Annotated in this window: 13 protein-coding genes; 4 read left to right on the top strand and 9 right to left on the bottom strand. The window is 74.3% G+C overall.

What is annotated here, in order from left to right; genetic code table 11:
• Nucleotides 1-160 precede the first annotated feature (160 nt).
• Nucleotides 161-1,240: a ribosome small subunit-dependent GTPase A gene (gene rsgA / locus ABIH81_RS17615; RefSeq protein WP_349876003.1), complete on the bottom strand. Its 1,080-nt coding sequence runs from the start codon at nucleotides 1,238-1,240 to the stop codon at nucleotides 161-163.
• 236 nt (nucleotides 1,241-1,476) lie between these two features.
• Between rsgA and ABIH81_RS17610 the strand changes: the two genes are divergently transcribed.
• Together ABIH81_RS17610 and ABIH81_RS17605 are read left to right on the top strand one after the other, a co-directional pair.
• Nucleotides 1,477-2,193 (top strand): maleylpyruvate isomerase family mycothiol-dependent enzyme, encoded by a 717-nt coding sequence (locus ABIH81_RS17610; protein ID WP_349876002.1) that lies wholly within the window; start codon nucleotides 1,477-1,479, stop codon nucleotides 2,191-2,193.
• 8 nt (nucleotides 2,194-2,201) lie between these two features.
• Nucleotides 2,202-2,855, top strand: a complete 654-nt coding sequence (locus ABIH81_RS17605; RefSeq protein ID WP_349876001.1) for an MBL fold metallo-hydrolase — start codon at nucleotides 2,202-2,204, stop codon at nucleotides 2,853-2,855.
• A 45-nt stretch (nucleotides 2,856-2,900) separates the two neighbouring features.
• Here ABIH81_RS17605 and ABIH81_RS17600 read toward each other — a convergent pair whose 3' ends face one another.
• Entirely contained in the window at nucleotides 2,901-3,509 is a 609-nt protein-coding gene (locus ABIH81_RS17600; protein ID WP_349876000.1) for a VTT domain-containing protein, read from the bottom strand.
• 98 nt (nucleotides 3,510-3,607) lie between these two features.
• Nucleotides 3,608-4,282: a 50S ribosomal protein L11 methyltransferase gene (locus ABIH81_RS17595; protein ID WP_349875999.1), complete on the bottom strand. Its 675-nt coding sequence runs from the start codon at nucleotides 4,280-4,282 to the stop codon at nucleotides 3,608-3,610.
• Between the two features lie 180 nt (nucleotides 4,283-4,462).
• Here ABIH81_RS17595 and ABIH81_RS17590 point away from each other — a divergent pair, with 180 nt between their 5' ends.
• Entirely contained in the window at nucleotides 4,463-4,666 is a 204-nt protein-coding gene (locus ABIH81_RS17590) for a cold-shock protein (protein WP_013287480.1), read from the top strand.
• A 49-nt stretch (nucleotides 4,667-4,715) separates the two neighbouring features.
• Here ABIH81_RS17590 and ABIH81_RS17585 read toward each other — a convergent pair whose 3' ends face one another.
• The 5 genes from ABIH81_RS17585 to ABIH81_RS17565 form a co-directional block, all read right to left on the bottom strand.
• On the bottom strand, nucleotides 4,716-5,990 hold the full coding sequence (locus ABIH81_RS17585; protein WP_349875998.1) for an MFS transporter: 1,275 nt from the start codon (nucleotides 5,988-5,990) through the stop codon (nucleotides 4,716-4,718).
• Between the two features lie 52 nt (nucleotides 5,991-6,042).
• Nucleotides 6,043-6,618 (bottom strand): metalloregulator ArsR/SmtB family transcription factor, encoded by a 576-nt coding sequence (locus ABIH81_RS17580; RefSeq protein WP_349875997.1) that lies wholly within the window; start codon nucleotides 6,616-6,618, stop codon nucleotides 6,043-6,045.
• Between the two features lie 96 nt (nucleotides 6,619-6,714).
• Nucleotides 6,715-7,623 carry a hypothetical protein gene (locus ABIH81_RS17575; protein WP_349875996.1) on the bottom strand — a complete coding sequence of 303 codons (909 nt, stop codon included), beginning with the start codon at nucleotides 7,621-7,623 and terminating at the stop codon, nucleotides 6,715-6,717.
• 170 nt (nucleotides 7,624-7,793) lie between these two features.
• A complete protein-coding gene (locus ABIH81_RS17570; protein ID WP_349881137.1) occupies nucleotides 7,794-9,449 on the bottom strand; it encodes a CocE/NonD family hydrolase in 1,656 nt (551 codons plus the stop codon).
• Entirely contained in the window at nucleotides 9,446-9,964 is a 519-nt protein-coding gene (locus tag ABIH81_RS17565) for a MarR family transcriptional regulator (protein WP_349881136.1), read from the bottom strand. The genes ABIH81_RS17570 and ABIH81_RS17565 overlap by 4 nt, the downstream gene beginning before the upstream one ends.
• A gap of 138 nt (nucleotides 9,965-10,102) precedes the next feature.
• Here ABIH81_RS17565 and ABIH81_RS17560 point away from each other — a divergent pair, with 138 nt between their 5' ends.
• Nucleotides 10,103-12,229, top strand: coding sequence for an efflux RND transporter permease subunit (locus tag ABIH81_RS17560; protein WP_349875995.1), 2,127 nt, complete (start codon nucleotides 10,103-10,105; stop codon nucleotides 12,227-12,229).
• A gap of 54 nt (nucleotides 12,230-12,283) precedes the next feature.
• Here the strand turns inward: ABIH81_RS17560 and ABIH81_RS17555 are convergent, their stop codons facing one another.
• Nucleotides 12,284-13,153 (bottom strand): transglycosylase SLT domain-containing protein, encoded by an 870-nt coding sequence (locus tag ABIH81_RS17555; protein ID WP_349875994.1) that lies wholly within the window; start codon nucleotides 13,151-13,153, stop codon nucleotides 12,284-12,286.
• Nucleotides 13,154-13,167 lie beyond the last annotated feature (14 nt).

The raw sequence follows: 13,167 nt of genomic DNA, 5'->3' as shown, positions 1-13,167 counted from the left end.
ACGCCGGGTCTGGGTGCTTTTCACAGCTTGTCGGGGCGCAGAAAAGACGCCTCGGCAACTCTAGCCCCGAGGTATGACAACTTCCGTCGCGCGAACATTCCCCCAGCTCAGGCCGGTCGGGCGCGAACCACGCACGTCCACCCGACCGGCCCGGTCCGGCTCAGAACGCACCGGGAGCGGGCGGGGTCGCCGGACGTCCGGTACGGCGCCGCCCGCCCCGCCGGCCGCCCCGCCGTTCGGCCGCCAGCCGGGCCGCGCGACGGCCGCTCTCGTGCTCGATCTCCCGCTGCAGCCGGCGCCAGCTCTCCCAGCGGCGCACCGGCAGCGCGCCGTCGTCCAGCGCGGCCCGCACCGCGCAGCCCGGCTCGGCGTCGTGGGCGCAGTCGCCGTACCGGCAGCCGGCGGCCAGCTCGGTGATGTCGGCGAACGCCCGGTCCAGGCCGGACGCGCCGTCGAGCAGGCCGACCGCCCGTACGCCGGGGGTGTCCAGCACCGCTCCCCCACCCGCCAGCGGCACCAGCGACCGCCAGGTGGTGGTGTGCCGGCCCTTGCCGTCGACGCGGCGGATCGCCTGGGTGCGCATCACGTCCGCTCCGGCCAGCGCGTTGACCAGGCTCGACTTGCCGGCGCCGGAGGGGCCGAGCAGGCCGAGCGTGCGTCCCGGGGCGACGTGCCGGCGCAGCGGCGCCAGGCCGGTCCCCCGCTCGGCGCTGACCGGGAGCACCGGCACCCCGGGAGCGAGGTCGGCCAGCTGCCGGGCCACCGCCGCCGGGTCGGCGGCCAGGTCGGCCTTGGTGAGCACGACGAGCGGCTCCGCCCCGGATTCGTGCACCAGGGAGAGCAGCCGTTCGATCCGCGCGGCGTCCGGTTCCGGGTGCACCGGCTCGACCACCGCGGCGGCGTCCAGGTTGGCGGCCAGCACCTGACCGCTGGCGTCCTTGCCCGCGGTACGCCGCACCAGCGCGGTACGCCGCGGCAGCACCGCCTCCACCGTGACCGGGCCGTCCGGCCAGGTGCACAGCAGTACCCAGTCACCCGCGCAGGGCAGCGCGGTCAGGTCGCGGGCGGCGGCGGACAGCACGCCGCCGCCGAGGCTGGCCCGCACCGGCCCCTGCGGGCACAGCACGGTGCAGACGCCCCGGTCCACCCGGGCGACCCGCCCGTGACGGTGGCCGGCGCGCCGGTCGAGATGGGCCGCCCAGCCGGCGTCCCAGCCGAGGGCGGTCAGATCGAGAGTCATGGTGTCCTCATCGGTGTCGAGGGGAGGTACGGCGGAACACACGCGCTGCGACCGGCATGCGCACCACCTCCCCTCCGACTCCCGGTGCCGCGTTCGCGACGACGTGGACCCCGGCGTCCGGCGCCGGCGGCGATGTCGTCGGCCCCGACGGTAGGTGGCACGCCGACGCGCCGAAAGCGATTTCCCCCCGGGCACGGCCCGGTCCGGGCCGCTAGGGTCGGACGCGTGAGAACGAGATGACGAGCGACCCACTGCTGCTGACCGGCGCGCTGGCCGAGGCGAACGACCGGCTGCTGCGTACCGTGTCCGGCCTGACCGCCGCGGACGTCGCGGCACCCTCGCTGCTGCCGGGCTGGACCCGCGCGCACGTGCTCACCCACCTGGCCCGCAACGCCGACGGGTTCGTCAACCTGCTCACCTCGGCGCGCACCGGCGAGGAGATCCCGATGTACGCCTCGGCGCAGGCCCGCGCCGACGACATCGACGCCGGCGCCGGCCGCGGCCCGGCCGACCTGCTGGACGACGTACGCCGCAGCGGCCAGCGCTTCGACGCGGCGGTCGCGGCGATGCCCGTGGACGCCTGGGGCGCCACCGTGCAGACCCGGCGCGGCCCGTGGCCGGCGGCGATGCTGGTCTGGGGGCGGCTGCGCGAGGTCGAGGTGCACCACGTCGACCTGGCGGCCGGTTACCGGCCGGCGGACTGGCCGGAGGCGTTCGCCCAGCGGCTGCTGCACGAGGTGGTGACCGGGCTGGCCGGCAACCCGGCCGCGCCCGCCATGGTGCTGCGTTTCGACGGCGCGGCGTCCGAACTCGTCGTGGGTGACCCCGAGGGGGCGCCCACGGTCACCGGCCCCGCGCCGGAACTCGCCGCCTGGCTGACCGGCCGGGGCGCGGGCGAGCTGCTCACCGTCGAACCCGACGGCCCCCTGCCGAACCCACCGGAATGGATCTGAACATCGTCATGACCTACACCGGAGACGTCACGCCCGGCGGTCCGCCGGCCGTGCGCGAGCTCGACCGGCTCACCGTCACCAAGCTGTCGGTGGGCCCGATGGACAACAACGCCTATCTGCTGCGCTGCAACGCCACCGGCGAGCAGGTGCTGATCGACGCCGCGAACGAGGCGCCGCGCCTGCTGGAGCTGGTCGGCGACGGCGGCCTGGCCGCTGTGGTGACCACGCACCAGCACATGGACCACTGGGTCGCGCTGGAGGAGGTGGTGGCCAAGACCGGGGCGCGCGCGCTGGTGCACGCCGACGACGCCGAAGGTCTGCCCATCTCCGCCGAGCGGCTGGGCGACGGCGACACGGTGCCGGTCGGTGACTGCGCGCTGGAGGTCATCCACCTGCGCGGGCACACGCCGGGCTCGATCGCGCTGCTCTACCGCGACCCGGCCGGCACCCCGCACCTGTTCACCGGCGACTCGCTCTTCCCCGGTGGCGTGGGCAACACCGACCAGGACCCGGAGCGCTTCGGCCGGCTCATCGACGACGTCGAGGCCAAGCTCTTCGACCAGTTGCCGGACGACACCTGGTTCTACCCGGGCCACGGCAAGGACAGCACCATCGGCGCCGAGCGGCCCGCGGTGCCGCAGTGGCGCGCCCGCGGCTGGTGAGCTCGCCCGGCCCGGCCTCCCCCGTGACGGCCGGGCCGGGCGCGGTCAGCCGGTGACCGCCCGCAGCCGGCGCCGGGTGGCGAGCAGCACCGGGCCGGCCAGCAGCAGCCCGACCGCCATGGTCAGCACCGTGGGGTTGAGCGCGCCGGGCAGCAGACCGGTCAGCGTCCGCGCGGCGAGCCCCAGCGCCACGTAGAGCCCGGCCCACGCGGTGGCCCCCGCCGCCGCGCAGGCCAGGAACCGCCGGTACGACATCCGCAGCCCGCCGGCGGCCAGCGGCAGCAACGCGTTGAACACCGGCAGGAACGGCGCCACCAGCACGATCCGTCCGCCGCCGCGGTGCAGCAGCGTCTCGGCGGCGGCCCAGCGGGACTCGCCGATCCAGCCGCCCACCCGGCTGTCCCGCAGCCGCTCGCCCCAGCGCCGGCCCGCGAAGAAGCTCAGCGACCAGCCGGCCAGGCATCCGGCCACCACCGCCGCGACGGTGAGCGCCCCACCGGCCGGACGACCCGCGCCGACCGCGGCCAGGACCGCGGCGTCGCCGGGCACCAGCACCCCGATCAGGGGTACGGCGTCGGCGAGCATGACCACGCCGAGCAGCCCCATCAGCAGGGTGGTGGGCAGCTCACCGGCGGCGGCCACGAGTTCGTTCATGAGCTGCACGCTATGCCCCGCCGGCACCCCGGCACATCGGGCATGATCCCCCAGTGGTCCCCGACACCCGGCCGGGGAGACCCCTAGGGTCGGCCGGGTCAGCGGGGGCGGAGCACCTGCACCCGGCGTACCGGGGAGTCGACCGAGGGTTCGGTGGTCGGCACCGGATAGCTGGCCACCAGTTCCAGCCCGTCCGGTGGCAGGTGGCCCCGGTCCGGGTCGCCGACCAGCACCTGCACGCCGTGTGCGGCGCACCGCCGCAGGTAGGGCAGGACCCGGGCGGCCAGGCCCGCGTCGTAGAGCGCGTCCCCGGCCACCAGCAGGTCGGCGCCCGCCACCCCGTCGAGCAGGTCGGCGCCGTCGGCGGTCACCCGGACCCGGTTGGCCCGGGCGTTGACGGTGATCGCCGCCACCGCGTACGGGTCGATGTCGTTGGCGATCACCTGGTCGGCCCCGGCGAGCGCGGCGGCGATGGCGACCAGCCCCGATCCGGCGCCCAGGTCGAGAACCCGCCGCCCGGCGGCCAGCTCGGGGTGGTCCAGCAGGTGGCGGGCGAGCGCCTGGCCGCCGGCCCAGACCGACGCCCAGTACGGCGGCGGCAGCGACCGCCCGGCGGCGGCCTCCATCCGGGCCCACCACAGGATGGCGTCCTCGGCCAGGTGCAGGCGCACCTCCGGAACGAACGGCGTACCGACCAGGCGCAGGCGGTCCGGGCCCGCGCCGGGCGCCGCGATCTCCTGCTCCAGGTCGGCCAGAGCCGTCTGCCTGCTCATCGGGGCAAGCATGCCGTGCCCGGCCCGGCGGCGGGGTCTTTTTCCGGTCGCGCACGTATTCATGGGCGCGCCGCGCGCTTCCGGCAGCGGATTCCGGTCCGGACGGTTACTGTCGGGGTGGTACAGGGCGATCACCGGCCGCGGAGCCGGTGCTCGCTCGCATTGAACAGGGAGAGACGCATGGCAACCGGCACGGTCAAGTGGTTCAACTCGGAAAAGGGCTTCGGCTTCATCGAGCAGGACGGCGGAGGCCCGGACGTGTTCGTCCACTACTCGGCCATCCAGAGCAGTGGCTACCGCGAGCTGAACGAGGGCCAGAAGGTCGAGTTCGAGGTGACCCAGGGGCAGAAGGGCCCGCAGGCGGACAACGTTCGTCCGATGTAACGCGTGCCGGTGGCGGCGGTCGGGCTCCGACCGCCGCCGCAGTGCATCATCAGGACGGCGCGGTCGGCAGGTCGCGCCGTCTCCGTAGTGGCCCGGCCAGCAGGATCAGCGGCGTCAGCGCCAGCCAGGCGGTCATCGCCCGGATCGCGCCGCCCGGCCCCCAGGCCGCGCCCAGCGCCCCGGCGAGCAGGGCGGCCAGCGGAATCGTCCCGTAGTTGAGCAGCTGCATGCTCACCGTGACGCGGCCGAGCAGCCGGTGCGGCGTGTACGTCTGCCGGAAGCTGCCCTTGACCACGTTGCCGATGGCGACGCCGAGGCTCACCAGCACCCCGCCGAGCACCAGCCAGCCGGTGCGCGCGCCGGGGCCGGCGAGCGGGATCAGCAGCGCGGGCGGGCCGGTCAGGGCGCCGGCGACCAGCAGCGTACGGGCGCTGCCGAGCCGGCGGGACAGGCGCGCGGCCAGTGCGGCGCCGATCACGCCACCGAGACTGGCGAGTCCGATCAGGAGGCCGACCAGCCCGGCGGGCAGCTCGGCCGAGCGGACCAGGAACACCACGAGCACCGCCTGGTAGCCGGTGAGCCCGATGTTGCTCGCCGCCCCGAAGACCGTCAGCACCCGCAGGTACGGGTCGCGGACGACGAACCGCAGCCCGGCGGCGACGTCCCGGCGCAGCGACGTCGTCCCGGCGGGACGGTGCGGCCGGGGCTCGGCCGCGCGGATGCGGCGCAGGCACAGCGCGGAGAGCAGGAAGCTCAGCGCGTCCAGCGCCACTGCGGCCACCGCGCCGACGACCTGGGCGACCAGACCGGCCAGACCGGGCCCGACGAGGTAGCTCGCGGTCTGGGTGGCGTGCAGCCGGGCGTTGGCCTCGGGCACCTGCTCGGGACACAGCAGCGTGGGCAGGTAGACCTGGTCGGCGGTCTCGAAGAACACCCGGGCGAGTCCGGCGCCGAGCGCCACGGCCAGCAGGTGGCCGACGGTGAGCAGTCCGAGCAGTGCGGCTACCGGCACGCTCGCGAACAGCGCGGCGGCGACCAGGTCGGCGGCGATCATCACGGGCCGGCGGCGGACGCGGTCGACCCACGCCCCGACCGGCAGGCCGGCGAGCAGCCAGGGCAGCCACGCCGCCGCGGTCAGCACCGCCACCTGGAACGTGGTCGCGTCGAGCACCGCGACCGCGACCAGCGGCAGCGCCACGACGGTCATGTTGCTGCCCACGGCGCTGACCGTGTGGGCGGTCCAGAGCAGCCGGAAGTCGCGGTGCCGGAACAGCCCGCCGGGCGGCGCTTCGACCGGCCCGGGCGTACGCGCGGGGGCGGTCACAACGGGCGCCCCGGTAAGGCGTTCGCGGCCGGCGCCGGAACGCCGTGGGCGGTCACGGCCGGCCCGGGACGCCGTGGGCGAACACGAAGACCGGCTCGCGCCGCTGCCCGTCGTCGGGGACGGGCCGGTCCGACCAGCGGGTGAGCAGGGCGATCACCTCACGGCCGAGCGCGTCCAGCTCGTCCGGGGTCAGGTGCAGCCAGTGGTCGGTGCTGAACGGTGCGTCGATCCAGGCTGCGTGCGTCTCGTCCGACGCCGTGTGCCAGGCCCGCACCAGCTCGGTGTGCCGCTCCAGGTTGAGCGACCCTGCGGCCTCGACGACCACTCGGGTGGACGGGTCGTCGCCGAAGTCGGACTCGGACCAGCGCACGCCCCGGTTGCGGGGCTTCCACCAGCGTTCCCGGCGGTCGCGGGCCAGTTCGGGCGCCTCGACCAGCAGGTCGGCTGCGGCGAGCACCTTGAGGTGGTGGCTCACGTTCGCCGGCGCCTGGCCGGTGTGCTCGGCGAGCATGCCGACGGTGCACGGGCCGTAGACCTTGAGCACGTCCATGAGCCGGCGGCGTAGTGGGTGGGCGAGTGCGGCGAGCACCCGCGAGTCGGTGACCTGCCGGACGCTGGGCTGTTCCATACGGCGAGTCTTGCATTCGCAAGAGCCGTTGCGCAACAACTCTTGCGAAACGGACCGGACCACGGCGCCGCGACGCGAGGTCGCGGCGCCGGACGGTCAGGCGGTCAGCCGGCGGGACAGTTCGTCGGCCACGTCCCGGGCGATCTGCGGCGGGATGGCCTCGGCGATCTTCTCCGGCGGCAGCCCGGCCAGCACCCCGGAGACGATCTGCTCCTCGTCGGTGAAGTCCTTGCCGGACAGCTCGTTCACCTGCGCCACCAGGGCCGGCCAGGCGCGCAGCATCGCCAGCATCTGCTGCAACGGCGAGTTCGGCATGGGCGGATTGACCAGCCCGGGGGTGTTGACCGGCGAGATGAGCCAGTTGCGCAGGTTCTGCAGGTCGGCCAGGACGTCTCCGACGGTACGGTTCTTCGAGCCGGTGTCCCGGATGAGCTTGTCGGTCTGTTCCATGTCGTCCTCCGGTTTGGCGACGGCGATCATTCCGATCGCGGTGAGGTAGCGGCGGAACAGCGGGGTCTGGTCCCGCCCCGCCTTTGTGGAGTCGCGGAAGAAGCTGAAGTGGGTGTGGAACAGGTGGCTGCTGTCCCCGCTGGTCCGCCGTCCCAGCCGGTCCCAGCGGCGCACCGTCCGCCCGTCCGGGGAGTAGATGATCTCCCGGATGTCCCGGGTGTCGGCCGCGTTCGCCGCGCACTGCGCCACCATCCAGGTGGAGAAGGTCCGCAGGTTGTGCGTGCCGCCGCCGGAGCGGACGGAGAACGTGCCGACGTCCAGCGCCGACGCGTACAGCGTGAGCCCGGACCGGTCCCGGCTGGACTCCACCACCGAGTAGTCGTTCGTGACGACCCGGTCGGAGCCGCAGTGGTAGCCGCCGCGGTGGTTGACGTCGCCGACGATGCCGACCTCCGCCGGCTCCAGGTCGTCGGCGCGTACGGCCTTCTTGTCGACGTTGAGGTAGGTGAGTAACAGGTTCCGGACGGCCAGCAGGTTCGCCGGGGCCGACGTCATGGCAGCTCCCCTTCCGATCGATGACCGGCGAGGGCACAGCAATCACACCGCGTGATGACATGCGATCCGCGGACGCGCCCCGCCGGATAACTGCACGGCACCGGGCACTTGCTCCGAGCTTAACCACGGTTAGGCGAAAGTGCCCAGCTCAGAGGCGGTTTTTTGAACTATCAGCCCGCTGTGGACGGTGCCGGCACGAGCGGCAGCACCAACGCCGAGGGATGCTCACGATCGTGGAGGATTTCCCGCCACCCAGCACGAAGAGTCACAGCGGTGCCGAGCGGTTCGCCGGTGCCGGGGTTGCGCGCGTAGCGGGGGTGGGCACCACCGGAGACCTGCACCCGCAGCCGGTGCCCCGGCGCGAAGCGGTACGCCGTCGGCCAGAGCGCCACCGGCACGGTGACCAATCCGGACGGATCGCGCGGGAACCGCCCGGGCTCGACGCGGACCAGGCCGTCGCAGACGTTCCAGGAGCGCCCGCGCCGGTCCACGTCGCACAGACGCACGAACACGTCCAGGTACGACAGTTCGCTGCGCAGGTGGATCTCGGCGCGTACCGGCCCGGCCACCTCGGCCGGGTCGCGCAACGGCTCGCTGGTGTAGGTCAGCACGTCGGGGCGGGCCTCGACCGGCCGGTTGTCCACCGCGCCGGCCCGCTGGGCCACCAGCAGCGGGCCACCGAGCGACGGGGTGGGGTCGGCCGGGTCGTACCAGATCCGGTCCGGTGCGCCGTGCTCCTGCGGTTGGGGGGCCAGCTCGCCGGCGGATCGCAGGTGCCACCGGGCGGGCGTGGCCGGTGGCGGCCAGTCCGGCAGGTCACGCCAGCCGCCGCCGTCGCCGCCGACGTGCACCCGGACCGGCGCGGGTTCCGGCCCGGGCCGGCCGGCCAGGTGGGTGTCGAGCCAGTCCAGGCCCTCCCGCAGCGAGGCCAGGAGCAGCCCCGGGCTGCCGTGCGTCCACGGCCCGACGACCAGGCGGGTACGCGCCCCGGCGGCCCGCAGGCGGGCGTAGTCGTCGAGCTGGGCCGGCAGGAAGATGTCCTGCCAGCCGCTGACCATGGCGACCGGCGCGCGGACCTCGGTGATCCGGTCGCCGAAGACCCGGGTACGCCAGTAGCCGGCGTCAGGGGTGTGGTGGCGCAGCCACTCCTGGAAGAACGGCACCGTCACGCCGGTGGCGACCCGGTCGGCCTCGGCCAGCGGCAGGTGCGCCAGGGCGCGGGCGAGCCGGGGCTGGCCGCGTTTGAGTTCCCACTGCCGGGCCAGCCAGGGCACCGTCTGCGCCTGGAGCAGCTCGGCCCAGGTGAGCACCGTGTCGAGCGCGAACGACTCCCCCGCGTACGTGGAGTCGCGGGTGGCCGACGCGGTCACCACGGCGACCATCGCGCGCAGCTCGTCGCCCGCGTCGGCGGCGAGCGCCCACTGCACGAAGCCCTGGTAGCTGGCACCGAACATGCCGAACGCGCCGGTCCACCACCGCTGGCGGCGCAGCCAGTCCAGCGTGTCCAGGCCGTCGTCGCGCTCGTGCACGAGCGGGGCGAACTCGCCGTCGGAGCCGAACGTGCCGCGGCACGACTGGATCACCACGTGAAAGCCCCGCTCGGCGATCAGACGGCCCAGCAGCCGGATCGGCCCGCCCCGCCCGTACGGGGTGCGGATCAGCACGCACGGCGCGGCGGGCAGGCCGGGCGCGTAGTGGTCGGTGCGCAAGGTCACTCCGTCGCGTACCCGGACCGGGATGTCCCGGGTGACGGTGACCCGCCCGGTGCGGGCGGCGGGCAGTCGCAGCGCCGCGGCGGCGGCCCGGGTGACCAGCCGCATGGTCAGTCGGCCGGGCCGGAGGTGGCGCCGCGACGGGGGGCGGCGCGCATCTCGTCCCGGTGGGCCCGCATCGAGTGCACCATCTCGGCCATGAACCGGTGCACCACGGCGAGCTCGTCGTCGCTGAAGCGGTCCATCACCTCGTCGGTACGGCGGCCCAGCGGCCCGAAGAAGCTCTGCGCCAGCATGGCGCCGCGGTCGGCGTAGTGCAGGAGGATCTTGCGGCGGTCGGTGGTGTCCCGGTCGCGGCGGATGTGGCCGCCCCGCTCCAGCCGGTCGACCAGCGCGGTCACCGAGCCGGAGGAGAGGTTGAGCGCCTCGCCGAGCCGGCCGGGGGTGATCGGGTCGCCCACCAGCTCGGCCTCCATGACCGCGATCAGGGCGTGCAGGTCGGTGGCGTTCAGGCCGTGCAGCCCGGCGAACGCGTGCCCGATGTGCTGCGCGTCGACCGAGTAACGACGCAGGTCGTTGGTGATGTCGGCGACCATGCGAGCGCGCGGGTCGTCACGTCGCCGGTACATCCTGTGCGCCGCCACCGCTTGCCGCCACCCCCCTGTCGAACAGTTCCGGTTGCAGCATAGAACCACCCCGGATAATCTCGCTCATCAAGATACTCGTTAAGAGAGAATCCCCCGCGACCAATATGTGAGGGCATCAGAATGTCTCTGTTCACCCGCGTCGTCCGGGGCCGGCTGGCCGCCTGGCTCACGCTGGCCGCCGCGCTCGTCGTCGGCGTGGTCGCCTTCGGGCTACCGAAACCGGACAATCCGGAGCCTGTCTCCGACACCGGCCTGTCGGTGGAATGGCAGTCGACGCAGGTCGAGCGGCTTCAGGAGCAGTTGCCCTCCAAGGACGCCCAGACCGCCCTGGTGGTGGTCAGCCGCGCCGACCAGGCCCCGCTCAGCGGCGCGGACCGCAGCACGCTCGACGGCGTCTCCGGCGAACTCGGCTCGCACGCCGCGGGTGGGCGGGTCTCCCCCGCCCAGGTCTCCCCGGACGGCACCGTGGCGCTGGTCGCGGTGCCGCTGTCCACCGAGGGCGGGCCGTCGGCGGTGGTCGACGAGGTGGAGAAGCTCCGCGAGGCGGTCGGTGACCTGCCGGGCGAGCTGACCGTCGAGGTCACCGGCGGGCCCGCGTTCACCGCCGACCTGGGGAAGGTGTTCCAGGGCGCGGACACCACGCTGCTGCTGGTCACCGCCGCCGTGGTGGCGGTGCTGCTGCTCGTCACCTACCGCAGCCCGTTCCTGTGGCTGGTGCCGCTGCTGGTGGTGGGCGCGACCGAGCAGATCACGCTGCGCGTGGTGGAGTCCCTCGTGCCGGCCTTCGGCATCTACCTGCCCAGCGGGCAGGTGACGGGCATCGCCAGCGTGCTGGTGTTCGGCGCCGCCACCAACTACGCGCTGCTGCTCATCGCCCGCTACCGCGAGGAGCTGCGCCGCGAGGAGGACCGGTTCGCCGCCATGCGGTCCGCGCTGCGCCGCACCGCCGAGCCGATCCTGGCCAGCGGCAGCACCGTCGTCCTCGGCGTGCTCACGCTGCTGCTGTCCGAGCAGGAGACCAACCGGGCGCTCGCGCTGGCCTGCGCCACCGGTGTGATCCTCGCCATGCTCTGCGCCCTGTTCGTGCTCCCCGCCGCGCTGCTGCTGTTCGGCCGGGGGCTGTTCTGGCCGTTCGTCCCCCGCGTCGGCAGCGCCGCCCGCGAGGGCCGGATCTGGGGCCGCCTCGGCGAGCTGGTGGTCCGCCGGCCGCTGCCGGTCGCCGCGCTCGCCGTCCTGCTGCTCGCCGGCCTCGCCCTCGGCGGCCTCGGCATCCGCACCGGGCTGTCCGAGACCGAGCAGTTCAGCGAGAAGCCCGAGGCGGTCGCCGGAGCGGAGACGCTCGCCCGGGCGTTCCCGGCCGGCAGCACCCAGCCGGTCGCGGTGCTCACCACCCCGCAGGCCGCCCAGGCCGTCCTCGCCGCGGCCAGCGGCGTCGACGGGGTCGCCTCGGCCCGGCCCGGCGCCGCCGGGGACCGGGTCGCCCAGATCGACGTGGTGCTCACCGCCGAACCGGGCAGCGCCGCGTCCGACCGGGCCGTGGTGGCGCTGCGCGACGCCGTGTCCGCCGTACCGGACTCGGCACCGCCCGCCGTGGAGGGCGCCGACGCCCCCGACGGCGCCCTGGTCGGTGGTCCGGTCGCCGCCACCTACGACTCCAACGTCGCCAACACCAGGGATCTCCAGCTGATCCTGCCGCTCATCCTGCTGCTGGTCGGCGCGGTCCTGGTGCTGCTGCTGCGTGGGCTCCTGGCGCCGCTGCTGCTGGTGCTGACCGTCATCGGCTCGTTCTTCGCCAGCCTCGGCGCGGCCTGGTTGCTCTTCGACCACGTGCTGGACTTCCCGGCGCTGGACAGCGGGGTGCTGCTGCTCGCGTTCGTGTTCCTGGTCGCGCTCGGCGTCGACTACAACATCTTCCTGGTCACCCGGGCCCGGGAGGACGCCCGGCGCACCGGCACCCGCGACGGCATGCTGTCGGCGCTGCGGGTCACCGGCGGTGTGATCACCAGCGCCGGCGTGCTGCTGGCGGCGGTGTTCGCGGTCCTCGGCGTGCTGCCGCTGATCACGCTCACCCAGATCGGCATCATCGTCTGCCTCGGCGTGCTGCTGGACACGCTGCTGGTCCGTACCGTCCTGGTGCCGGCGCTGGCGTTCCTGCTCGGCGACCGGTTCTGGTGGCCCGGACGGATCACCCGGGACGTCGGCGCGCCTGCCGCGGCGCCGGCCGAGCCGGTTCCCGCACGGGACTGAACCGGCGGGCGGGGGCCGGCGTACGCGCCGGCCCCCGCCCGATCGGCCGGTCGCTCAGAAGCTCAGGCACTCGCACTCGGTCATCAGCGCCCGCACGTTGCGCACGTACTGCGGGTTGGGGATGGTCAGCGGCTGATCCTCCCGCGCCACCGCGCCGTGCCCGTAGTTGTAGGCCGCGATCACGGCGTTGAGCAGGCACGAGTTCAGCTCGCTGGTGCACAGTGAGGCGTCGAGCCGGTAGTCGGACTCGAAGTACATGTCGCCGATGTACTTGGTCAGCCAGGCCAGGTAGGTGCCGCCCAGGTAGGCGTTGTCGCGGTAGGCGTCGATGTCGTACGACTGGCCGAACCGCTGGTTCATCCACTCCGCCGTGGCCGGCATGACCTGCATCAGCCCGACCCCGCCGTCACAGGCGATGATGTTGGACTGCCACCCGCTCTCCTGCCAGGCGGTGGCCTTCAGCAGCGCCGACGGGATGCGGATGTCCGGCGCCGAGGTCGGCCAGTAGGTGCGCGCCGCGGCGTCGGCGAGTGCCGCCTTGACCTGGCTCTGGCCGGCCTTGGTGCCCCGGTAGCTCGGCTTGCAGCCGTCGTCCACCGGCTTCGGCGGCGCCGGTGGCACCTGGGTCTCGGTCGGCGGCTTCGGCCGGGCCAGCGGCGCCGTGGTCGTGCGGGTCGGCTTCGCCCTCGGCTTCGGTTTCGCCGACGCGCTCGGGCTGGGCCGCCCGCCCATCGCCGCGACCGCCGGTGGCTCCACGCTCGGCGCGTCGGCCGGCGCCTCCTGCGGTTGCTCCGCCGGCGCCGCCGTGGGCAGTTCCACGGCGACCTCCCGGACCGGCTGTTCCTGCTCGCCGCACGCCGTCAGCGTGGCCGCCGCGAGCAGCGCCACCACTGTCACGGCCCACCGGCCGGCTCCTCGCCGCATCGGACCTCCCCGTA

The organism is Micromonospora sp. HUAS YX12, from assembly GCF_040215685.1.
GTDB classification, from domain to species: Bacteria; Actinomycetota; Actinomycetes; order Mycobacteriales; family Micromonosporaceae; genus Micromonospora; species Micromonospora tulbaghiae.
Note: the sequence above shows the minus strand (reverse complement) of the source record. Positions and strands in the feature narration are given on the sequence as shown.

Excerpts from the sequence above, each read along its gene's own strand:
- ABIH81_RS17560 (WP_349875995.1), top strand. The coding sequence starts at position 10,103 with ATGTCTCTGTTCACCCGCGTCGTCCGGGGCCGGCTGGCCGCCTGGCTC.
- ABIH81_RS17590 (WP_013287480.1), top strand. The coding sequence starts at position 4,463 with ATGGCAACCGGCACGGTCAAGTGGTTCAACTCGGAAAAGGGCTTCGGC.
- ABIH81_RS17575 (WP_349875996.1), bottom strand. The coding sequence starts at position 7,623 with ATGACGTCGGCCCCGGCGAACCTGCTGGCCGTCCGGAACCTGTTACTC.
- ABIH81_RS17595 (WP_349875999.1), bottom strand. The coding sequence starts at position 4,282 with ATGAGCAGGCAGACGGCTCTGGCCGACCTGGAGCAGGAGATCGCGGCG.
- ABIH81_RS17580 (WP_349875997.1), bottom strand. The coding sequence starts at position 6,618 with ATGGAACAGCCCAGCGTCCGGCAGGTCACCGACTCGCGGGTGCTCGCC.
- ABIH81_RS17610 (WP_349876002.1), top strand. The coding sequence starts at position 1,477 with ATGACGAGCGACCCACTGCTGCTGACCGGCGCGCTGGCCGAGGCGAAC.
- ABIH81_RS17555 (WP_349875994.1), bottom strand. The coding sequence starts at position 13,153 with ATGCGGCGAGGAGCCGGCCGGTGGGCCGTGACAGTGGTGGCGCTGCTC.
- rsgA (WP_349876003.1), bottom strand. The coding sequence starts at position 1,240 with ATGACTCTCGATCTGACCGCCCTCGGCTGGGACGCCGGCTGGGCGGCC.
- ABIH81_RS17565 (WP_349881136.1), bottom strand. The coding sequence starts at position 9,964 with ATGTACCGGCGACGTGACGACCCGCGCGCTCGCATGGTCGCCGACATC.
- ABIH81_RS17605 (WP_349876001.1), top strand. The coding sequence starts at position 2,202 with ATGACCTACACCGGAGACGTCACGCCCGGCGGTCCGCCGGCCGTGCGC.
- ABIH81_RS17600 (WP_349876000.1), bottom strand. The coding sequence starts at position 3,509 with ATGAACGAACTCGTGGCCGCCGCCGGTGAGCTGCCCACCACCCTGCTG.